19 protein-coding genes are annotated in these 19,650 nt (G+C 73.0%); 7 read left to right on the top strand and 12 right to left on the bottom strand.

Translation table 11 applies throughout. The features are described 5' to 3' along the window. Positions 1 to 25: 25 nt before the first annotated feature. The gene (locus tag N5875_RS03105; RefSeq protein ID WP_338491672.1) at positions 26 to 916 is read left to right on the top strand and encodes a GNAT family N-acyltransferase; all 891 of its coding nucleotides are present in this window, start codon (positions 26 to 28) and stop codon (positions 914 to 916) included. Then, positions 913 to 1,836, top strand: coding sequence for a lysophospholipid acyltransferase family protein (locus tag N5875_RS03100; RefSeq protein ID WP_338491670.1), 924 nt, complete (start codon positions 913 to 915; stop codon positions 1,834 to 1,836). The genes N5875_RS03105 and N5875_RS03100 overlap by 4 nt, the downstream gene beginning before the upstream one ends. Here N5875_RS03100 and egtD read toward each other — a convergent pair. Genes egtD through egtA form a run of 4 tightly spaced genes read right to left on the bottom strand, consistent with a single transcriptional unit; the run spans position 1,731 to position 6,026 of the window. After that, positions 1,731 to 2,696: an L-histidine N(alpha)-methyltransferase gene (gene egtD, locus N5875_RS03095; protein ID WP_318211945.1), complete on the bottom strand. Its 966-nt coding sequence runs from the start codon at positions 2,694 to 2,696 to the stop codon at positions 1,731 to 1,733. The two genes, N5875_RS03100 and egtD, sit on opposite strands and share 106 nt — an antisense overlap. Beyond that, on the bottom strand, positions 2,693 to 3,445 hold the full coding sequence (gene egtC, locus N5875_RS03090) for an ergothioneine biosynthesis protein EgtC (RefSeq protein WP_318211944.1): 753 nt from the start codon (positions 3,443 to 3,445) through the stop codon (positions 2,693 to 2,695). The genes egtD and egtC overlap by 4 nt, the downstream gene beginning before the upstream one ends. After that, entirely contained in the window at positions 3,445 to 4,770 is a 1,326-nt protein-coding gene (egtB, locus tag N5875_RS03085; RefSeq protein WP_318211943.1) for an ergothioneine biosynthesis protein EgtB, read from the bottom strand. Before egtB ends, egtC begins: the two co-directional genes overlap by 1 nt. Continuing rightward, a complete protein-coding gene (gene egtA / locus N5875_RS03080; RefSeq protein WP_318211942.1) occupies positions 4,767 to 6,026 on the bottom strand; it encodes an ergothioneine biosynthesis glutamate--cysteine ligase EgtA in 1,260 nt (419 codons plus the stop codon). Before egtA ends, egtB begins: the two co-directional genes overlap by 4 nt. A 227-nt stretch (positions 6,027 to 6,253) precedes the next feature. On the opposite strand from egtA, the gene N5875_RS03075 reads away from it, so the two are divergent. Then, a complete protein-coding gene (locus N5875_RS03075; protein ID WP_338491669.1) occupies positions 6,254 to 7,087 on the top strand; it encodes a TIGR02452 family protein in 834 nt (277 codons plus the stop codon). Between the two features lie 77 nt (positions 7,088 to 7,164). Beyond that, positions 7,165 to 7,335, top strand: coding sequence for a hypothetical protein (locus N5875_RS03070; RefSeq protein WP_318211940.1), 171 nt, complete (start codon positions 7,165 to 7,167; stop codon positions 7,333 to 7,335). Between the two features lie 139 nt (positions 7,336 to 7,474). On the opposite strand, the gene N5875_RS03065 is transcribed toward N5875_RS03070, so the two are convergent. From N5875_RS03065 to N5875_RS03050, 4 genes are all read right to left on the bottom strand, one after another. Next, complete coding sequence (locus N5875_RS03065; protein WP_318211939.1) at positions 7,475 to 8,890, bottom strand: SPFH domain-containing protein; 1,416 nt, start codon at positions 8,888 to 8,890, stop codon at positions 7,475 to 7,477. Between the two features lie 83 nt (positions 8,891 to 8,973). Further along, complete coding sequence (locus N5875_RS03060; protein ID WP_266971690.1) at positions 8,974 to 9,204, bottom strand: hypothetical protein; 231 nt, start codon at positions 9,202 to 9,204, stop codon at positions 8,974 to 8,976. Positions 9,205 to 9,218: 14 nt separating this feature from the next. After that, positions 9,219 to 9,926: an alpha/beta hydrolase gene (locus tag N5875_RS03055; protein WP_318211938.1), complete on the bottom strand. Its 708-nt coding sequence runs from the start codon at positions 9,924 to 9,926 to the stop codon at positions 9,219 to 9,221. Positions 9,927 to 9,968: 42 nt separating this feature from the next. Next, positions 9,969 to 11,231 (bottom strand): MFS transporter, encoded by a 1,263-nt coding sequence (locus tag N5875_RS03050; RefSeq protein WP_338491662.1) that lies wholly within the window; start codon positions 11,229 to 11,231, stop codon positions 9,969 to 9,971. Between the two features lie 155 nt (positions 11,232 to 11,386). Here N5875_RS03050 and N5875_RS03045 point away from each other — a divergent pair, with 155 nt between their 5' ends. The 3 genes from N5875_RS03045 (at position 11,387) to N5875_RS03035 (ending at position 14,131) form a co-directional block, all read left to right on the top strand. Beyond that, positions 11,387 to 12,421 carry a LacI family DNA-binding transcriptional regulator gene (locus N5875_RS03045; RefSeq protein ID WP_338491661.1) on the top strand — a complete coding sequence of 345 codons (1,035 nt, stop codon included), beginning with the start codon at positions 11,387 to 11,389 and terminating at the stop codon, positions 12,419 to 12,421. A 104-nt stretch (positions 12,422 to 12,525) separates the two neighbouring features. Next, positions 12,526 to 12,795, top strand: coding sequence for a hypothetical protein (locus N5875_RS03040; protein ID WP_187621251.1), 270 nt, complete (start codon positions 12,526 to 12,528; stop codon positions 12,793 to 12,795). A gap of 148 nt (positions 12,796 to 12,943) precedes the next feature. After that, positions 12,944 to 14,131 carry a thiolase family protein gene (locus N5875_RS03035; RefSeq protein WP_318211934.1) on the top strand — a complete coding sequence of 396 codons (1,188 nt, stop codon included), beginning with the start codon at positions 12,944 to 12,946 and terminating at the stop codon, positions 14,129 to 14,131. Positions 14,132 to 14,232: 101 nt separating this feature from the next. Here the strand turns inward: N5875_RS03035 and trxA are convergent, their stop codons facing one another. From trxA to N5875_RS03015, 4 genes are all read right to left on the bottom strand, one after another. Further along, complete coding sequence (gene trxA, locus N5875_RS03030; RefSeq protein WP_318211933.1) at positions 14,233 to 14,598, bottom strand: thioredoxin; 366 nt, start codon at positions 14,596 to 14,598, stop codon at positions 14,233 to 14,235. A 125-nt stretch (positions 14,599 to 14,723) separates the two neighbouring features. After that, positions 14,724 to 16,094, bottom strand: coding sequence for a GH1 family beta-glucosidase (locus N5875_RS03025; RefSeq protein WP_338499070.1), 1,371 nt, complete (start codon positions 16,092 to 16,094; stop codon positions 14,724 to 14,726). Between the two features lie 161 nt (positions 16,095 to 16,255). Continuing rightward, positions 16,256 to 17,362 carry a DUF1996 domain-containing protein gene (locus N5875_RS03020; protein ID WP_338491659.1) on the bottom strand — a complete coding sequence of 369 codons (1,107 nt, stop codon included), beginning with the start codon at positions 17,360 to 17,362 and terminating at the stop codon, positions 16,256 to 16,258. Between the two features lie 27 nt (positions 17,363 to 17,389). Further along, positions 17,390 to 19,588 carry a discoidin domain-containing protein gene (locus N5875_RS03015; protein ID WP_338491657.1) on the bottom strand — a complete coding sequence of 733 codons (2,199 nt, stop codon included), beginning with the start codon at positions 19,586 to 19,588 and terminating at the stop codon, positions 17,390 to 17,392. Between the last annotated feature and the right edge of the window lie 62 nt (positions 19,589 to 19,650).

Below are 19,650 nucleotides of genomic sequence, written 5' to 3'. Positions count from 1 at the left end.
CTTCCGTACGCCGGAGGAGCCCGACATGGCCGCACCGACCCCCACGCTCGCCGTCCCCACCCAGCCGCTCGGCGTCCCCACCCAGCCGCTCGGCGTCCCCGCCAAGACCCAGCCCCTCGTCGAGCAGCACGCGCCCCAGCCCCCCGTCGCGCAGGCGGCGCCGCAGGCCCCGGCCGAGGAGCCCACCCCCCGGTACCTCGTCGGACTCGCCCGCGACCAGGAGGACGTCCGCGCCGCCCAGCGGCTGCGCCACCAGGTCTTCGCCGGCGAGCTCGGCGCCCAGCTCGACGGACCGGAGCCCGGCCTCGACATCGACGCCTTCGACGCGTACTGCGACCACCTCCTCGTACGGGAGGAGACCACCGGCGAGGTCGTCGGCACCTACCGCATCCTGCCGCCCGACCGGGCCGCCGTCGCCGGACGCCTCTACTCCGAGAGCGAGTTCGACCTCACCCGGCTCGCCCCGATCCGGCACGACCTGGTCGAGGTCGGCCGCTCCTGCGTCCACCCCGCCCACCGCAACGGCGCCGTCATCGCCCTCATCTGGGCCGGCCTCGCCCGCTACATGACGAACACCGGCCACAACTGGCTCGCCGGCTGCTGTTCCCTCCCGCTCGCCGACGGCGGCACCCTCGCCGCCGCCACCTGGGACACGGTCAAGGCCAAGCACCTCGCCCCGGAGGAATACTGGGTCACCCCGCACAAGCTCTGGAGCCCCGAAGGCATCACCCGCCCCGAGGGCCGCACCGAGCTGCCGCCGCTGCTCCGCGGTTACCTCCGGCTCGGCGCCTGGGTCTGCGGCGCCCCAGCGCACGACCCCGACTTCGGCGTCGCCGACCTCTACGTCCTGCTCTCGCTGCGCCGGACCAACCCGCGCTACCTCAACCACTTCCTCTCGCTCGCCCCGGCACGGTGAACGGGACCACAGCCCTCTCGCCGTGGCTCCCCACGGCGCCCTGCACCCCGGGCCACTGCGCCGCCCACCCCGAGTCCCTCCACCCCGATTCCGCCCACCGTCGGCACGGCGCCGAAGCGGACCCGGCCGGGGCGGTCCGGGCCGTGGTCCGGCTGATCGCCGGACTCGGCACCGTCCTCCTCGGCCTCCTTCTCGCCCCGCTGACCGGCCTGCTGCCGGCCGCCACCCGGCTCACCCTCGTCCGGTACTGGATGCGGGCGGCGGTGCGCGCCTTCGGCGTCCACGCCCGGTACGAGGGAGCGGCCGCCCCGGCCGACGGCCCGCTCCTCGTCGTCGCCAACCACGTCTCCTGGCTCGACATACCGCTGATAGCAGCCGTCCTGCCCGGCCGAGCGGTCGCCAAGTCGGAGGTGCGCCACTGGCCCGTCCTCGGCACGCTCGCCGCGCTCGGTGGCACCCTCTTCATCGACCGGGACGGGATCATGACCCTGCCCGGCACCGTACGGACCATGGCCGGCGTACTCGGGGGCGGCGGCCGCGTGGTCGTCTTCCCCGAGGGCTCGACCTGGTGCGGACGGGAACGCGGCCGGTTCCGCCCGGCCGCGTTCCAGGCCGCCCTCGACGCCGGTTGCGCCGTGCAGCCGGTACGGATCGACTACCGGCCCACGGACGCCGCCGCGTACGTCGGGGCCGACCCGCTCGGCTCCTCGCTGTGGCGGGTGGTCTCCACCCGCCGGCTCACCGCCGTCGTCCGGCTCCGGGAGCCCCTTCCCGGCGGCCACTATCAGGACCGCCGATCCCTGGCGGCCGCCGCTCAGCGGGCGGTGGCCAGCGACAGCGCGAACCTGCCCTCGCTGTCGGTCCACCAGCGGTCGAGGTCGAGGTCCGCCTCCGCGAGCTCGGCCCGGACGCCCGCCTGACGGAACTTCGCGGACACCTCCGTCCGCATCTCCTCGCCCGCCGCGAACGGCACCACGAGATCCAGCTCAGGGATCTTCACGGTCAGCGCGCGGCGGGCCCGCAACCGCATCTCGATCCACTCCCGCTCGCGGTCCCACACCGCCACGTGGTCGAAGGCGTCCGGGTCGAAGTCCGCGCCCAGCTCCCGGTCGATCACCGCGAGCACGTTCTTGTTGAAGGCGGCGGTCACCCCGGCCGCGTCGTCGTACGCGGTCACGAGCGTGGCCTCGTCCTTCACCAGGTCCGTGCCGAGCAGCAGCGCGTCGCCCGGCGTGAGCATCGCCCGCACGGAGCGGAGGAAGGTGCGCCGCTCGCCGGGCAGCAGATTGCCGATGGTGCCGCCGAGGAAGGCCACGAGGCGCGGCCCCGGCGTCCCGGGCAGCGCGAGACCCCGGGTGAAGTCGGCGACCAGGGCGTGCACATGCAGCCCCGGCCGCTCGGCGAGCAGGGATTCCGCGGCTCCCGTGAGCGCGGACTCGCTCACGTCCACCGGCACGTAGCTGTCCAGGGCGGGCAGCAGCGCGTCGATGAGGAACCGGGTCTTCTCCGAGGAACCGGAGCCCAGCTCCACCAGGGTCCTGGCCCCGGTGGCGGCGGCGATCTCCGGCGCCCGCTCTTTCAGGATCTCCCGCTCGGCCCGGGTCGGGTAGTACTCGGGCAGCCGGGTGATCTCCTCGAAGAGCTCGCTGCCCCGGGCGTCGTAGAACCACTTCGGCGGCAGCTCCTTGGGGGAGCGGTTGAGCCCGTGGAGGACATCGGCGCGCAGATCGGCGCCGGCGGCGTCCGGGGCGAGGGTGCGGGTCAGCTGGAACGGGCTCACGCGGAGGGCTCCTTGAGCGGGGTGAGGGTGACGTCGGCGCGGGTGGCGGTCACGAGCGTGCGCCCGGGGACCTCCCGCCAGCGCGGATCGTCGTCGTACGGTTCGGAGGCCACGACCACCCGGTCGGGACCCGTCAGATACCAGAGGCTGTTCTCCCAGGCGGTCGCGGCGATCAGCGACCCGTCGGTGAGCAGCAGGGTGAGACCGGAGCCGGGGGCCGCCTCGGCGGCCTCCCGCACCGTGTCGGCCAGGGCGGGGCCCGGCGGGTCGCCGGACCGCAGCCGGTGCAGGACGAGCGCCCAGAGCAGCGCCGAGTCGGTCCGTGCCTCGAGTCCGAGCAGCTCGCCGGCCGGGAGGGTCGCGGCGAGCGGCGCGAGCGAGTCCGGCCAGCCCCTGACGGCGCCGTTGTGGCTGAACAGCCAGGGTCCGGCGGCGAACGGCGCCGCGGCGGCCTCCCCGTCGGCGCCCGGCACGGTCGCCCCGCGGACCGCGGCGAGCAGCGCCCGGGAGCGCACCACCCGGGCGAGGTCGGCGAACGAGAGGTCGCCCCAGATGGGGCCGGAGCGCCGGTACCGGGCCGGCACCGGATCGTCCTCGGCGTACCAGCCCACCCCGAACCCGTCGGCGTTCACCACACCGCTGGTCTGTGTACGGGGCTCCCAGGACTGGCGCAGCAGGCCGTGCGCCGGCCGGACGAGCAGCTCTCCCAGTGCCACCGGCTCGCCCACGTAGGCGATGTGACGGCACATCAGTCGAGCTCCGCGCTGCGGGCCGTACGGAAGCCTGAGAAGATCTGGCGGCGCACCGGCAGGTCCCAGTTGCGGAAGGTGCCCCGGCAGGCGACCGGGTCGACGGCGAAGGAACCGCCGCGCAGCACCTTGTGGTCGGGGCCGAAGAACACCTCCGAGTACTCCTTGTACGGGAAGGCGGTGAACCCCGGGTACGGCAGGAAGTCGCTCGCCGTCCACTCCCACACATCACCGATCAACTGCCGTACGCCGAGCGGCGACGCGCCCTCCGGGTAGCTGCCCGCGGCCGCCGGACGCAGGTGCCGCTGGCCGAGGTTGGCGTGCTCGGGACCGGGATCGGCGTCACCCCACGGATAGCGGCGCGAGCGCCCGGAGTCCGGGTCGTACCGGGCGGCCTTCTCCCACTCGGCCTCGGTCGGCAGCCGTCGGCCCGCCCAGCGCGCGTAGGCGTCGGCCTCGTACCAGCTGACGTGCAGGACCGGCTCGTCCTCCGGCACCGGCTCGGTCACCCCGAACCGGCGGCGCAGCCACTGGGCGCCGTCCCGGCGCCAGAACAGCGGGGCCGCGATGCCGTGCTCCCTGATCTGTGCCCAGCCCTCGGGCCGCCACCAGCGCTGGTCCGTGTAGCCGCCGTCGGCCATGAAGGCGAGATAGGCGCCGTTGGTGACCGGCACGGTGTCGATGTGGAAGGCGGGCACGATCCGGGTGTGCGCCGGACGCTCGTTGTCCAGGGCCCACGGCTCCTCCGAGGTCCCCATCGTGAACGGGCCACCGGGGACGAGGACTTCGCCGGGAAGGGGGCCGCTCCGCAGGGGCGGCGGCGGGGGAGCGGTCAGCGCGGCGGGTCCCTTCCGCAGCTGATGGGTGATCAGCATCGTCTCGTCGTGTTGCTGTTCGTGCTGGGCGACGAGGCCGAAGGCGAAGGCGGCGCGGAGCAGCGGACGCTCGTCGAACTCGGCGTGCTCCAGCACGTCGAGGACGCGCAGCCGTACGTCCGCCGCGTAGGTCCGGGCCTCGCCCGGCGCGAGCAGCGGCAGCGAGGGACGGGCGGACCGCGGGTGCTCGAAGGCGTCGTAGAGCGAGTCGATCTCGGGCCGCAGTGCCTCCTGCCCGCCGACGGCCCGCCACAGCCACTGCTCCTCCTGGTTGCCGATGTGCGCCAGGTCCCAGACCAGTGGAGACATCAAGGGGGAGTGCTGGGCGGTGAGTTCACCGTCCTCGACGCAGGAGGTGAGCAGCGCCGTACGGGCCCGCGCGGCGGTCAGGGCGTCCAGGGCGTGCCGGCGCAGGGCCTCGGCGTCCAGCTCGGTCCGGGTCTCCGTCATGACGTCAGCACCTCCAGGTCGTCGGCCGGGCAGCTCCCGGGAACCACGTACCGCTCGTGGAAGGCGGCGACGGACCGCCGCACCTCCTCGCTCGCCCCGATCCGGGGCAGCGCCTCAAGGGCCGCGGCGAACACGGCGAGGGCGGTGGAGTGCAGCTCGGGGTCGGCCAGGCCGTCCCGGGCCGCCGCCAGCCAGAGCGGGTTGCGCGGGGCGGGGGCGTAGCCGGCCCGCTCCGCGAGGGGCTTCACCGCCCGGTACACGGTCTCCGCCGCCGCCGGGTCCTCGAAGACCGCCGTCGTCACGGCCACCGGCACCATCCACCCGTCGGGGCCCGGCTGGGCGTCGACCATCCGCAGCTCCAGATGGCCGCGTGGCCGCACCGGCGGGAAGAGCGTCGTCATGTGGTACCGCAGGTCGTCGGCGTCGGCCGGCCGGGGCAGGCCCGAGCGCAGCCAATCGCGGAAGGTCATCCCCTCCGGCACCGCCCACGGCCCCTCGTCGGCCCGCACGCACATCACCGGGGTGTCCAGGACGTGGGCCGCGTACTCGGCGCGCGGCTCCCCGTCCGGCAGGGGGGCGAGGGTCCGCCGGGGGTCGAGTTCCGTCCACAGGGCCTGCCGCGTCGAGCGCCAGCCGGTACGACGGCCGCCGTGCAGCGGGGAGTTGGCGAAGGCCGCCACGAGCACCGCGCCGAGGAGATGGGCGAGCTGCCAGCGCCGGTGGTAACCGAGCGGCCCCGGCTCCTCCAGGCCCGCGTCCAGGCAGATCTGCACCGACGCCGAGTCGCACATCATCGCCCGCCCGGCGGGGCCCGTCCGGTCGAGCGCGGCCTCCATGGCGTCGTACCGCGGCTCGTGGAGCACCCGGCCGCGCGGCGAGTGCCAGGGGTCCACCCCGTATCCGCTGAGGGTGAGGCCGAGCGGTCCGAGCGCCGACCGTACCGCCCGGAGGTCGGCGGCGAGGGAGTCCAGACATTCCATGAGCGAACCGGCCGGGCGCGAGCTGAGCTCCAGCTGCCCACCGGGTTCGAAGGTCAGGGACGACACCAGCGGCAACGACCGTACGGTGTCGAGGGCCGCCGCGAGCCTCGGCGGCCGGACGGGGACCCTGGGGTCACGCAGCTCGTGGACCAGCCATTCCAGCTCCACCCCCACGGTCCGGGGCGGGCCGGTCTTGAAGCAGATACATCGCAGCAGTTCCTCCGCCTCCGCCTCCGCGAGAGGGGGTTCGCCGCGCCGTATGCCGCTGGACGACATCCGTACACCTCCTGGTCGTCGAGCCGGCCGTCGGGACCGGCCCCGGGAAGTTCTGGTTCCACCTAAAGCCACCGCCGAGCGGCGTGCAAGAGCGCCCCGACGCCGCCGAACGCGCCCCACGCGCCCCCACCCGGCCGGTAACCACCCGGGCCACGGCCTGCCCGGACCCGGCGGGACCCCGGGAAATTCCGTTGTCCCGGCGGGGACGAAACGATCATCCTGAGGGCATGAGTGCACGACTGCGCGCGATCGCGCGGCAGACCGAGGAGATCGTCGCCGCGGGCCACTACCAGGCCCCCGACGGCCGCACCGTCTCCGTCGCCGAGGACCTCGCCGCCGCCCTGGCCGGAACCCGCCTCCACGGCCCCGAGCCCGTCACGGTCACCCCCGACACGGACCGGACGCCCACCCTCGACGTCACCGGCGAGAGCAGCCTCGCCGCCGCCCGGCGGATGACCGCCGCCGACGCGACCCGCCCCGTGGCCGTCCTGAACTTCGCCTCCGCCCGCAACCCCGGCGGCGGCTACCTCAACGGCGCCCAGGCCCAGGAGGAGGCCCTCTGCCGCTCCTCCGCCCTCCACGCCACCCTGCTCCGCGCCCCCGACTACTACACCCACCACCGCGAGGACCGCGACGTCCTCTACACCGACCGGGTCATCCACTCGCCCCGGGTACCCGTCTTCCGCGACGACCGCGGCGCCCTGCTCGCCGAGCTCTTCACCGTCGGCTTCCTCACCTCGCCCGCACCCAACGCCGGGGTCGTCCGCCGCCGCACCCCCGCCCTCGCCGACCGGCTGCCGGCCGTCCTCGCGTCCCGCGCCGAACGGGTCCTGGAGACGGCCGCCGCGACCGGCTACCGGCGGCTCGTACTCGGCGCCTGGGGCTGCGGCGTCTTCCAGAACGACCCCGAACAGGTCGCCGGCGCCTTCATGGCACTGCTCACCGGGGACGGCCGCTTCGCCGGCCACTTCGAGGAGATCGTCTTCGCGGTACTGGACCGAGCCCCGGGCACGCCGACACGGGCCGCCTTCGCCCGGGTCGTCGGGGCGGCCGCCGCCTGACATGCGGTGCTCACACCCCCGTGCCAGGCTGAGGGGATACGGACCACCGTCCGACACCCGTCACGGGAGGCACGATCGTGGGCAAGAAACAGACCCGGACCAACCGGGGAGCCCGTACCGGCGGCCATGAGCACCGCACCGAGGCGACCACGAAGGAAGGGCCCTCGGCGGCTCCCAAGACCGAGACGTCGATGCCCTTGGTGGAGCACGCCTCGCACCGCAAGGAACGGAAGTTCGGCCACAACTGATCCGAAGGGGCCGAAGGGGCCGAACGGGCCGAGCGAGCACCGAGCGAGGCGCGGGGAGCACTGACGGGCGCACGAGGCCGGGGCCCGGCGCCATGACGGCACCGGGCCCCGACCCGTATCCCCTCCTGCCGTGTGTCGGCTACTCCCCGTCGCCGACCTTGATCTCGATGCTCTCCTCCGGCGCCCGCGGCGCCGGAGGCACACCCGTGCCCAGCCGCTCCTGAGCGGCCGGGTTCATCGTGGAGAGCAGCTGCCGGGCCAGACCGAGTCCGGTCCCGCCCATGGTCAGCGCCTTGGCGAACACGTCCGCCATGCCGTCGGCACCGTTGAGAAGCACCATCTGGTCCACGTTCCCGAACGCCGACGCGCCCGCGGAGACGATCTCCGGCCACTTCTCGGCCAGCTGCTGCGCGACCACGGCCTCCTGGTTCTCCGCGAGCGCCGCCGCACGCGCCTTGATCGACTCGGCCTCCGCCAGACCCTTCGCCCGGGTCGCCTCGGCGACCGCGAGCCCCCTGGCGTGCTGCGCCGCCGCCTCCGCCTCACCGGTGAGCCGGGTCGCCGTCGCCTTGGCCGCGCTCGCCAGCTCGGTCTCCTTCGCGTCGGCCTCGGCCGCCGAGATCCGGGCGTCACGCTCGGCCGCGGCCAGCGTCCGGGTCTCGTACGCCATCGCGTCGGCCGGCTTGCGGACCTCTGCCTGGAGCTGCTGCTCCTTGCGGTGTCCCTCCAGCTCGGCCACCCGGGTCTCCTGGACGACGACCTCCTGGCGGGAGGCCGCCTCGGCCAGCGGACCGGCCTGCCGGGCCTTCGCGGACGCTTGGTCCCGCTCGGCCTGGTAGCCCGCCTGGAGGATCTCGCTGTCGCGGGTCGCCTCCGACATGCGCGCCGCGGCCTGCTGCTCGGCCTCGGTCGCCCGCCGGTTGGCCTCGGCCTGCGCGATCCGGGCGTCGCGCTGGACGGCGGCCGCGTGCGGGGCGGCCAGGTTCTTGATGTACCCGGTCGGGTCCTCGATCTCGTGGATCTGCAGCGAGTCGACGATCAGACCGAGCTTCTCCATCTCCGTGCCACAGGCCGACCGCGCCTGCCCGGTCAGTTTCTCCCGGTCACGGATCATGTCCTCCACGGTCAACCCGCCGACGATGGCGCGGAGATGACCGGCGAAGACGATGTGAACCCGCTCGCTCATGAGCTTCTGCTGGTCGAGGAAGCGGCGGGCGGCGTTGGCGATCGACACGAAGTCGTCACCGACCTTGAAGATCACCACACCGCGGACCTTCAGCGGAATGCCCTGGTGGGTGACGCACTCGACGGACAGCTGGGTCTCGTTGAGGTCGAGCGAGAGCTTGCGCACCGCCTGCACACCCGGCAGGACGAGCGTGCCGCGCCCGGTGACGATGCGGAACCCCATGCCCGCGCCGAGGCCCTCGTTCTTGTGGTTGGAGCCGGAGATGATCAGCGCCTCGTTGGGTTCCGCGACGCGCCACATCATCTTGAAGACAATGATGAGAACGGCGAAGGCGCCGACGACGACGCCCGCGAGAATGCCGATGCCCATGGACAAGGTCCCCCTTCACCGGAGCCGGTGCGGATCCGGTGAAGGGAGTGTGCGCCTGTGACCCTCGCCACTCAACGGTTGCGTCAACTGTCGTACGCGGCTGTGACATAGACGGTGCGTGGAGGGAGATGTTCCATGACCATCACCACCGTCCCGACGCCGATCCGCTCCTTCGGAGAGGCCGGATGGGCGAGGAAGTGCTCGGCGCCGCCCCGGATCCGGACGATCACCTCACCGACGAGACCGGGCCCGACGGTGCCGGTCACCCGGCCGAGCAGTCCCACCATCGAGGAGTCCATCGACGCGTCGTCCATGGCTGAACGGTACGTCAGATCCAGTCGTCCAGCGCGGACATGAACCCGTCGAAGTCGTCCCGGTGGATCGTGTGACCCGCCTTCTCCACCGTACGGACGGTGAATCCGCGGCCCGCCAGCATCCGGGCCGCGTCGGGGGAGACCAGCACGCTCGGGTCGGCGAGCGTGACCAGCGAGGGGACGGCGGCGCGGGTCGGCCACAGGTCCGTCCCCACGAACTCCCGCAGGCCGTACGCCGATCGCTCGTCCCAGAGGCGTACGGAGGCCATCTCGGTGTCGAGGTCCACGTCCGGCCAATGCGGGTTGAAGCCCCTGATCTGCTCACGGGTCATGGTCTTCCCGCGGACGAAGAGCTCGGCGCGATAGCCGTCGGGGCCCGCCCCCAGGTGCCAGGCGGGGTCCGAGTAGACCGCGCGGGCCGGCCCGAGCCGGTCGAGGGCCCGCGCGAGCACCAGCCCGCCGAGCGAGTGGCCGACCGCCAACTCCGCACCGGCCGGAAGGGTTTCGACGAGATCGTCGGCGTAGTCCTCCGGCCGGTACGCCGCCGGCCCCGGCGCGCGCCCGCTCAGGCCGTGCCCCCGCAGGTCCACGGCGATCACCCGGTAGCCGCGCTCCGCGAGCGCCGGTCCGACCCGCCGCCAGGTGCGGTGGTCGGCCATGAGGCCGTGGACGAGCAGGGCGATCCGGTCGCCCGAACCCCACGTGGTCGTGTGCAGCAGCACGGTGCGGCCTTTCTGACGGTGCTGGGCGGGCGCCGGACGCGGTCAGCGCACGCTGCGGATGGGGCGCACGGCGAGCGCGCCGAGTACCGACAGTACGGCGGCGACCAGGAACAGGGCCGTGTACCCGCCACTGAGCGAGACGATGAGCGAGGCCACGAAGGGGGCGACGATCTGGGGTCCCGCGTTGGCGACGTTGAGGACACCCATGTCACGGGCGGCGTCCTCGGCCTTCGGCAGCACCATGGTCACCAGCGCGGTGTCGACGGCCATGTAGCAGCCGAATCCCAGGCCGTTGACGACGGAGAAGGCGAGCATCGCCGTCCAGCTCGACGACACGGCCGGGATGAGCAGGGCGACGGCCGCGAGCGCCGCCGAGGCGCCGACGAAGAGCTTGCGCCGGTCGTGGCGGTCCGACAGCCAGCCGCCGAGCACGGTGGAGACCACCATGGCGACCGAGTTGGCCGGCATGAGGATCGCCACCGCCTCCTCGGGGCTCAGCCCGGCGGGCAGGTCGGTGTGGTCCTTCAGGATGTACAGCTGGAACCCGGCCACCGCGAAATAGCCGAGGACCAGCAGGGCCCGGCCGATGAACGCCCAGCGGAAGTCGTGGTCCCCGAGGGCGCTGCCGAAGGCCGCGAGCTGCTCCTTCACCGGCAGCGGGGCCTTCGCGGGCATGCGCCGCTCCCTGGCGCAGGTCGTGAAGAGCACGGCGGTGGCCGCGACGATCGCGCCGAACACGAGATAGCCGGTGCGGTAGTCCTCGGAGAAGGCGGCGCCGATCAGGGCGCCGATGGTCGAGCCGATGGGGAGACCGAGGCCGACGGCCGCCGAGGCCTTGCCCCGGGCGGCCAGGGGGACCCGGTCGGGCACCACGGAGGTCAGGGCCGCCTGGTAGGTGTTCATCACGGCCTGGCCGAGACACCAGGCGATGGTCACCAGCAGGATCGTGTCGACGCTGCCGAGGAGCAGCATCACCGGCAGCGCGAGCAGACCGCCGGCGAGGATCCACGGGTTGCGGCGGCCCGAGCGGTCCGAGAGGGCACCCGCGACCGGGTTGAAGACGGTGGCGAAGATCGCGGATATGCCGGAGACGAGACCGAAGTTGGCCACCTTGTCGGCCGGGTCGATCTCCTCGATCTGGAGCGCGAGGAGGAGCCCGGGGACGCCGATGTACAACGCGTACATCGCGGTGTTCCCGGCGAGGAGCAGGGTCAGCAGCCCACGGGTCGGCCGGCCGGCCGCGGGGGAGCCGGGACCCGGTGCGCCAGTGCCTGGGGCGGTGGAGCCGGGGGAGGAAAGGGCCACGGTGCCCTCCTGGGGAGATCGCCCGACGAGGGGGCGAGAAGCGGATCGAGCGAGTCAGTTACACGTGTCAGTGACACGTGTGAGCATTGTGTAGCACCCGTTTCCGGCCATCCGCCAGACCCTGGGCCGGATCGTTCTGGAAAGATGCCGAAGCGATGAGTCAGCCAACCGAACACACCCCCGAACGCCCCACCGGGCGCGCGGTCCCGACCAGCGCCGACGTCGCCCGTCTCGCGGGCGTCTCCCGGGCCACCGTCTCGTACGTCCTGAACAACACCTCGGCCGTCCGCATCAGCGAGCCCACCCGCCGCCGGGTGCGCGAGGCCGCCGAGGAACTGGGGTACGTGCCGCACGCGGCCGCCCGCAGCCTGCGGGCCGGCCACAGCCGGATGGTGCTGCTGCCGACCTCCCACGTGCCGGTCGGGCCGCTGTACAGCCAGTTCTTCAACGACTTCCAGTGGGCCCTGCGGCGCCTCGACTACACGGTGGTGCAGTACGGCAGCGTCGGCCTGCAGGGCGAGGAGGCCGCCCGCGCCTGGGCCGAGCTCCGGCCGGTGGCCGTGGTCTCGCTCGGCGAGGTCCGGCTGACCGGGCAGGGCGTCGAGATCCTCAAGAGGTCCGGGGCACGCGCCGTGATCACCCTCGGAACCCAGGGCGTCGAGGGCACCCACGCCCTCGTCATGGACCAGGGACGGGTGGGCGAGGTGGCCACCGCCCACCTCGTGGAGAGCGGCCGGCGCCGGATCGGCGTCGTCATCCCCGAGGAGCCGGGCCTCGACATGTTCTCCGGCCCCCGCCTCGAAGGCGCGCGGCGCGCGGTCCGCGGCACCGACGCCACCGTCGTACCCCTGCCGCTGCGGTACGACGAGGAGTCGGCGACCGCGCTCGCGGGACGCTGGCGGGAGCTCGGCCTCGACGCCGTCTTCGCCTACAACGACGAGTACGCGATGCTCCTGATGCGGGCACTCCAGGACGCCGGCCTGGCCGTGCCGGAGGAGACCGCCGTCGTCGGCGCGGACGACCTGCTGCTCGGCCGGCTGCTGCGGCCCCGGCTCAGCACCGTACGGATCGACATGGTGCTCGGGCGTGAACTCGCGGAACTGGTCGACCGGGCCGTACGGGAACCGGAGGTCCCGCCCCGCACCCGCTCGCTCCTCGCCTCGCAGGTCGTGCGGCGCGAGTCCAGCTGAGCGGCGGTCCGCTGAGCAGCGGTCGGGTGAGCGCCTGTCCGGGGAGTCGCTGTCCGGGGAGCAGCCGTCCGGCGGGCGGGCGGCCGAGCGCTTAGCGTCGATGCATGAGCACAGTTCCGCAGCGTTTCGAGATCCTGCTGGTGCCCGCGCACGTCGAGGACCGGGGCGGCGCCGCCGTGACGGACAGCGCCGTGCGCACGGCCGTCGTGGAGGCCACCGGGCGACACGGCGAGTCGGGCTACCCGATCTACGAGGGCCACGGCATCAGGGCCGACATCGACCCCGAGACGCGCACCGTCGAGGCGCTGCTCGTCGACGGACGCGAGCTCGACTACGGCCTCACGGCCCTCGCCCGCCCGGCGGGGCGCGACTGACCAGGGGCGTCCTGTCCCGAAGGGGCCCGTTGACAGGGCGGTCCGACGGGCAGAGACTCTGCGCGCGCGCCAGGACGAAAGTCTTCAGGGCGAAAGTCCGGGCACCAGGCGAACAGAGTCGTTCCGAAGGTCACGTGGGAGAGAACCGATGAGCATCCGCGACGTCTACATCGTCGACGCCGTCCGCACCCCGATCGGGAAGTTCGGGGGCGCCCTCGCCCCGGTCCGTCCCGACGACCTCGCGGGGCACGTCGTCCGGGCCCTCGTGGACCGCACTCCGGCGCTCGACCCGGCGCGCGTCGACGACGTCTACTTCGGCGACGCCAACGGCGCCGGCGAGGACAACCGCGACGTGGCGCGGATGGCCGTGCTGCTCGCCGGGCTGCCCGTCTCCGTCCCCGGCGTCACCGTCAACCGCCTCTGCGGCTCCGGTCTCGAGGCCGTCATCCAGGCGGCCCGCGCCATCGCCCTCGGCGACGCCTCCGTGGCGATCGCCGGTGGCGTCGAGTCGATGTCCCGCGCCCCCTGGGTCCTGCAGAAGCCCGAGCGGGCCTTTCCCGCGGGCCACCAGCAGCTGCACTCCACGACCCTCGGCTGGCGCATGACGAACCCGCGCATGCCCGCCGAGTGGACGGTCCCGCTCGGCGAGGGCGCGGAGCTGATCGCCGACAAGCACGGCATCACCCGCGAGCAGCAGGACGCCTTCGCGCTGGCCAGCCACCGCAAGGCGGCCGAGGCATGGGCGAAGGGGCTCTACGACGACGAGGTCGTCCCGTACCCGGGGGTGGAGCTCGCCCGCGACGAGTGCATCCGCGACTCCACGTCCATGGAGGCCCTCGCCAAGCTGAAGCCCTCCTTCCGCCCCGAGGGCGGCACGGTCACCGCGGGCAACTCCTCGCCGCTCAACGACGGCGCCGCCGCCCTGCTGCTCGTCGACGAGGACGGGCTGCGCGAGACCGGCCGGGAGCCGCTCGCCCGGATCCGTACGTCAGCCGTCACCGGCATCGAGCCCCAGCTCTTCGGCCTCGGCCCGGTCGAGGCGGTCCGGCGGGCCCTGGAGAAGTCGGGTCGTTCCTTCGCCGACCTGCGGACCTTCGAGCTCAACGAGGCCTTCGCGGCCCAGTCCCTCGGCTGCCTCGCGGAATGGCCGGAACTCGATCCCGAGATCGTGAACCCTCGCGGTGGAGCCGTCGCCATCGGCCACCCGCTGGGTGCCTCGGGCGCCCGCCTCGCCGGCTCGGTCGCCCACCAGCTGGCGGCGGCCGGCTCGGGCACCGGCCTCGCCGCCCTCTGCATCGGCGTCGGCCAGGGCCTCGCCCTGGTCCTGGAGCGCTGAGCCCCCGGACGGCACGCGACGCGACGGGGGTACGGCGCTGAGCCCCCGGACAGCACGCGAGGGGGGTACGGGAGCGGCTCCCGTACCCCCCTCGCGGTGGATCACTTCTGCTGGGCGTCCTCGACGGACTTGCGGACCTCGTCCATGTCCAGCTTCCGTGCCTGACCGATGACGTCCTCCAGCGCGGCCTCCGGCAGGGCTCCGGGCTGGGCGAAGATCGCCACGTTGTCGCGCACGATCATCAGCGTCGGGATCGAGCGGATCTCGAAGGCCGCCGCCAGCTCCGGCTGCGCCTCGGTGTCCACCTTGGCGAAGACCAGGTCCTCGTGGCGCTTCGAGGCGGCGTCGTAGACCGGCGCGAACTGACGGCAGGGACCGCACCAGGATGCCCAGAAGTCGATCAGGACGAATTCGTTCCCGCTCACGACCTCGTCGAAGTTGTCCTTGGTGAGCTCTACGGTACTCATGCTGTCTGCCTCCGACGTGCGTGAATGGTGGAATCCTGGCTGATTCCCGAGACGGCACGGGAACACTAGGGCGTCATGCCGAGCCTAACCCCGCGAGCCGACGAACACGGCCTCGTTACCAGCCATCAGGACCCGTGCGCGCGGACGCGGTGGGCCGTGTCGCGCAGCCACAGGCCGCTGCGCTTGGGCGTACGGGACTGGGTGGCGTAGTCGACGCGGACGAGCCCGAAGCGCTTGTCGTAGCCGTACGCCCACTCGAAGTTGTCCAGGAGCGACCAGGCGAAGTAGCCGCGGACGTCGGCGCCGCGGGTGCGGGCCTCGGCCACGGCGGCGAGGTGGGACGCGAGGTAGGCGGTGCGGCCGGCGTCCTCGACGAAGCCGTGGGCGTCGGGCACGTCCTCGTACGCGGCGCCGTTCTCGGTGACCACCATCGGCGTGCCGGGGTAGTCGCGGGAGATGCGCAGCAGCAGGTCGGTGAGGTCGTGCGGCATCACCTCCCAGCCGAGGCCGGTGACCGGCAGGCCGCCGTGCGGCACGTTCCTGGTGACGGGGATCCCGTGTGCGTCGGTGGTGGCGCCGTCCTCGTCGACTCCCGATGTGCGCATCGAGCGGTAGTAGTTGACGCCCAGGGTGTCGACGGGGCTGCTGATGATCTCCAGGTCGCCGTCCCTGACGGGGATCTCCACGGCGTGGGCGGCGAGGTCGTCGACGAGGTCCCGCGGGTACCGGCCGCGCAGGATCGGGTCGAGGTAGAAGCGGAATCCGAGGGCGTCGGCCCGGCGTGCGGCCTCGCGGTCGGCCTCGGAGCCGGTGACGGGCCGGCTGGTGCCGAGGAGGTGGGTGACGGCCAGGTCGAGGGGCCGGCGGGCGGCGGAGCGCAGGCGCTGGACCGCGAGTCCGTGGGCGAGGTGCAGATGGTGCACGGCGCGCACTCCGTCGGCGAAGGAGCGGCCGCCGGGTGCGTGGACGCCTTCGACGTGGCCGAGGACGGCCGAGCAGAACGGTTCGTTGAGGGTGGTCCAGTGGGTCACGCGGTCGCCGAGGCGCTCGTGGACGAGTTCCGCGTAGTCGGCGAACCGGTGGGCGGTGTCGCGGGCGGGCCAGCCGCCGGCGTCCTGGAGCTCCTGGGGAAGGTCCCAGTGGTACAGGGTGAGCCAGGGGGTGATGCCGCGCGCGAGGAGCTCGTCGACGAGGCGGTCGTAGAAGCCGATGCCGGCCGGGTTGACCGAGCCGCGTCCGTGGGGCTGGACCCGGGACCAGGAGACGGAGAACCGGTAGGTGTCGAGCCCGAGGTCGGCGAGGAGCGCGACGTCCTCCGGCATGCGGTGGTAGTGGTCGCATGCCACGTCTCCGGTGTCGCCGTTGTCGACGGCCCCGGGGACACGGCAGAACGTGTCCCAGATCGACGGTGTGCGGCCGTCCTCGTCGGTGGCTCCCTCGATCTGGAAGGCGGAGGTGGCGGCGCCGAAGCGGAAGTGCGGGGGGAGGAGGTCGATGAGCGCGTCGTGGTGGGCGGTGACGGACGGGGCGGGGGCGGTCACGGGTTCCTCCGGGTGCCGGGGGGCGGACGGGAAAGCGGCCCGGGCGCCCTCGCGGGCGTCCGGGCCGTGTGCGGGACGGGGCCGTATGCGCGACCGGCTCTTGTACGGGAGACGGCTCAGGGCAGGCGGTGGTCCGCGTTCAGCACGGCACCGCGTTCGGGGCGGTACAGGTCGAAGCCCCGTGTGTCGCACTGCAGACCGCCGACGATGCAGTGGTCGACGAGGGCCTTGAGGGTGCGCTCCTCCCACGCGTTGAAGAAGTCGTAGTGGAAGGAGTAGCCGCGGCCACTGGCCAGGCGGACCTGGCTCATGTCGCCGTTGACCGGCCACGCCATCTTGAACTCGATCATCGGCAGGGCGACCGGGTGGGAGGCCGGGCACATGTTGTCGTTGGTGCCGGGCTTGACCACCGGGTAGGCCATGTGGCTCTTGTGGTCGGGGGTGTCGAGGTACCGGCCGTCCCAGCAACTGGGTGCCTGCATGCGCAGGTTGAGCTGGACGTCGGGCCGGCTCGGACAGCTCGCCGGGATGTCGGTGTTGAAGAAGCTGTCACCGCACTCCCAGCCCTCGACGAAGCCCTTGTGGCCGCGGAACTCCTGGGCGGTCTGCATCGGGTTGCCGACCACGTACCGCAGGCCCTTGGGGAAGGGCCGCACGCTCCGGTAGTCGGTGACGCCCGCCTTGTAGTAGATGACCTGCGGGCCGACGGGCAGGATCTTCTGGTCGCCCTTGTACAGCGAGGGCATCCAGTACGCGGAGGCGTCCGCGGGCGCCTTGCAGGTGGTGCTGCCTCCGTAGAGCGAGGCGGTGGTGCTGGCGGCGTCGGTGGAGGTGTTGCCCATGAACGTGTGGTCGTGGGACTTCCCGAACTGGCCCGGGTAGACGATCGGGTCGTCCGGCGCGGTGTGGGTGACGGAGCAGCCGGCCTGGAACTCGTGATGGTAGGCCGGGGGCGGGGTGGCCGTGGACGGGGTCACCCCGGTGACCTGGGGTACGGCCGGGATGTAGCCGTCGCCGTCGGCGTCGTCCGCCGAGGGGAGCGCGGAGGCCCCCATGACGTGGGCCTTGGCGGCGCCCGCCGCGTGCGCCCCGTGGGCGCCGCCGGCCGGGGCGGTGGTCTCCCCATGGGCCGTGGCGGCGGTGTAGGTGTCGACGGTCAGGGCGGAGATGCCCAGGGCGGTGGCGAGCAGTAAGGCGGACAGGGTCCGGCCGCGGATTCTCATGGTGGTCTCCTCGTTCTCCTCAGGGGGTCAGCTGTAGATGCCGAACTCGTGGAGCGAGTAGCCCCAGCCGGTGCCGCGCGCGGTGAGCTGGAGCCGGACGTACCGGGCGGTGGCGCCGGTCTCGACGGTGTCGATGTCGCCGTTGCCCGTCGTGGTGGTGTGAATGGTCCGCCAGGTGTCGCCGTCGTCGGAGACCTGGACCTCGTAGGCGCGGGCGTATGCCGGGTCCCAGACCAGCTGGAGGCGGTTGAAGGAACGGACCGAGCCGAGGTCGACCCGGATCCACTGCGGGTCGCTCCAGTCGCTGGCCCAGCGGGTGGTGGTGTTGCCGTCGGTCGCGTGGGTCGCCGGGCAGGGGCAGTCGCCGTAGGAGGCCTGCGCGGAGGAGGCGGTGGTGGGCCGGTTCAGGGCGATGTTGGTGCCGACGACCGGCGGGGCGACGACCTTGACGGACTTCGTCTCGATGCCGGCGTTGCCGCGGCCGTCCTCGGCCTGTACGTAGACCTTCCACACGCCGAGCTTCTCGGGGGCGGTGACGGCGAAGGTGCCGTTGCCGAGGGAGCGGTACTGCGCGTCGATCAGCCGCTTGTCGCCGTTGGCGTAGTTGCCGCTCAGGAGGATCTTGGTGGTGACGGGGTCGCCGTCGGGGTCGCGGACGTCGGCGCGGACCGTGAACTCGCCGCCGGCCGGGGCGGATCCGGCGGGGGTGACCGTCATGTCGCCGATCACCGGCGGGGTGTTGTCGCCCGTGACGGAACCGGTGTACGCCTTCTTGAGGGCGTAGTACGAGAGGCCCTTCAGGCCGTCGGGCAGCAGGTTGAACCAGACGCCGCCGAAGTCGTGCTCGATCCCGTAGTGGAAGACGGTCGCGCCGAGGGCGACGCCCCGGTGAGCGGTGACGCAGTTCCAGGCCTTGGTGTATCCCTCGGCCTTCTGGACGTCGGTGGGCTCGTCGGGGACGCCGTTGGCGTCGTCGGGCACCTCCCACTCGCCGGCGGGCCCGGTCTCGGTGATGATGTACGGCTTGGTGTAGCCGCCCTCCACCCAGTCCTGCCGGACCCCGCAGATGTCGCCGTACGCGTTCATCGAGTACAGGTCGAGGTCGGGCGCGTTGCGCTGGTAGTACGGCCAGGCGCCGGTCCACGCGTCCGTGGAGGTCACGGGGTGGTCGGGGTCGATGGAGTGGATCCTCTTGGCGACGTCGTTGACGAAGGTCGTGTACGCGTTGCGCTGGGCCTCCAGCTCGGTGCCGCCGTAACAGTTCTGCAGGCCGAGGACGGACTCGTTCCCGACGTTCCACATGAGGGTGGCCGGGTGGGACTTGTAGGTCTCGACCCACTTCGCGAACTCGGTGAGCATGGTGCTCTTGTACGCGCTGTCCGTCACGTAGTCGACGCAGCCGCCGGAGCCCGGCCCGCCGCCCGGCTGGAGCCAGAAGCCGTTGATCACCTTGACGCCGTGGGCGGCCGCGGCGTCCAGCAGCGGCTTGGTGCCGCCGTCCGTTCCCCAGGTGCGGACGGTGTTGACGCCCATGGACTTCACGTCCGGCATGTAACGGGGGGCGTCGGCCATCGCGGGGCCCCAGGTGACGCCCTTGACGGTGTACGGCTGCCCGCCGACGGTCAGTTGCCAGTCGCCCTGGCTGCCGGTGACGCGGACGGCGCCGCCCGGCTCGGGCTGGGTGGTCCCGCCGCCGTACACCCGGAACTCCCACAGGGAGTAGCCGTAGCCGGTGCCCCGGGTGACGCCCTGGAGGCGCACGTAGCGGCCCGTGCCGGTGAGCGCGAGTTCGTCGGTGCCGCCGTCGCCCGCGGTCACGGACTTGACGGTGCGCCAGTCGGTGCCGTTGTCGGAGAGCTGGATGTCGTACGCCTTGCCGTAGGCGCCCTCCCAGTTCAGGACGACCCGGCTGACGTCCGTACGGGCGCCCAGGTCGACCTGGATCCACTGGGCGTCCGTCCACTGGCTGGCCCAGCGGGTTCCGGTGAGGTCGCCGTCGAACGCGGCGGACGCCTTCCAGGCCTCCCCCTCGGCCGAGGACGCGGTGGCGGTCTTCCCCTGGGAGAGGAGGGTCTCGGCGGCGGCTGAGGCTGCGGCCGCGGTCGCCGCGGTCAGCACCGTGGCGGAGGAGAGGGCGGTGGCGAGCAGGGCCCCGACGGAGACGAGCGAGGCGGTCGTACGGATGCGGGCGCGCCTTCGTGCCGTGGGGGTGGTGGTCGCGGTCATGGCGGCTCCTGGACGGAGTACGGGACGGGGAGGGGATCGCCTCCCGGGCGGCGCGGCGGGGA

The organism is Streptomyces sp. SJL17-4, assembly GCF_036826855.1.
Taxonomy (GTDB): Bacteria; Actinomycetota; Actinomycetes; order Streptomycetales; family Streptomycetaceae; genus Streptomyces.
The sequence above is the reverse complement of the archived record's forward strand: the minus strand, read 5'-3'. Positions and strand labels throughout refer to the sequence as shown.

Bases quoted from the DNA above. Each gene is read 5' to 3' on its own strand.
- N5875_RS03105 (WP_338491672.1), top strand. From the start codon at position 26: ATGGCCGCACCGACCCCCACGCTCGCCGTCCCCACCCAGCCGCTCGGC.
- N5875_RS03020 (WP_338491659.1), bottom strand. From the start codon at position 17,362: ATGAGAATCCGCGGCCGGACCCTGTCCGCCTTACTGCTCGCCACCGCC.
- N5875_RS03035 (WP_318211934.1), top strand. From the start codon at position 12,944: ATGAGCATCCGCGACGTCTACATCGTCGACGCCGTCCGCACCCCGATC.
- egtC (WP_318211944.1), bottom strand. From the start codon at position 3,445: ATGTGCCGTCACATCGCCTACGTGGGCGAGCCGGTGGCACTGGGAGAG.
- N5875_RS03060 (WP_266971690.1), bottom strand. From the start codon at position 9,204: ATGGACGACGCGTCGATGGACTCCTCGATGGTGGGACTGCTCGGCCGG.
- N5875_RS03040 (WP_187621251.1), top strand. From the start codon at position 12,526: ATGAGCACAGTTCCGCAGCGTTTCGAGATCCTGCTGGTGCCCGCGCAC.
- egtA (WP_318211942.1), bottom strand. From the start codon at position 6,026: ATGTCGTCCAGCGGCATACGGCGCGGCGAACCCCCTCTCGCGGAGGCG.
- egtB (WP_318211943.1), bottom strand. From the start codon at position 4,770: ATGACGGAGACCCGGACCGAGCTGGACGCCGAGGCCCTGCGCCGGCAC.
- N5875_RS03045 (WP_338491661.1), top strand. From the start codon at position 11,387: ATGAGTCAGCCAACCGAACACACCCCCGAACGCCCCACCGGGCGCGCG.
- N5875_RS03015 (WP_338491657.1), bottom strand. From the start codon at position 19,588: ATGACCGCGACCACCACCCCCACGGCACGAAGGCGCGCCCGCATCCGT.
- N5875_RS03065 (WP_318211939.1), bottom strand. From the start codon at position 8,890: ATGGGCATCGGCATTCTCGCGGGCGTCGTCGTCGGCGCCTTCGCCGTT.
- N5875_RS03075 (WP_338491669.1), top strand. From the start codon at position 6,254: ATGAGTGCACGACTGCGCGCGATCGCGCGGCAGACCGAGGAGATCGTC.
- trxA (WP_318211933.1), bottom strand. From the start codon at position 14,598: ATGAGTACCGTAGAGCTCACCAAGGACAACTTCGACGAGGTCGTGAGC.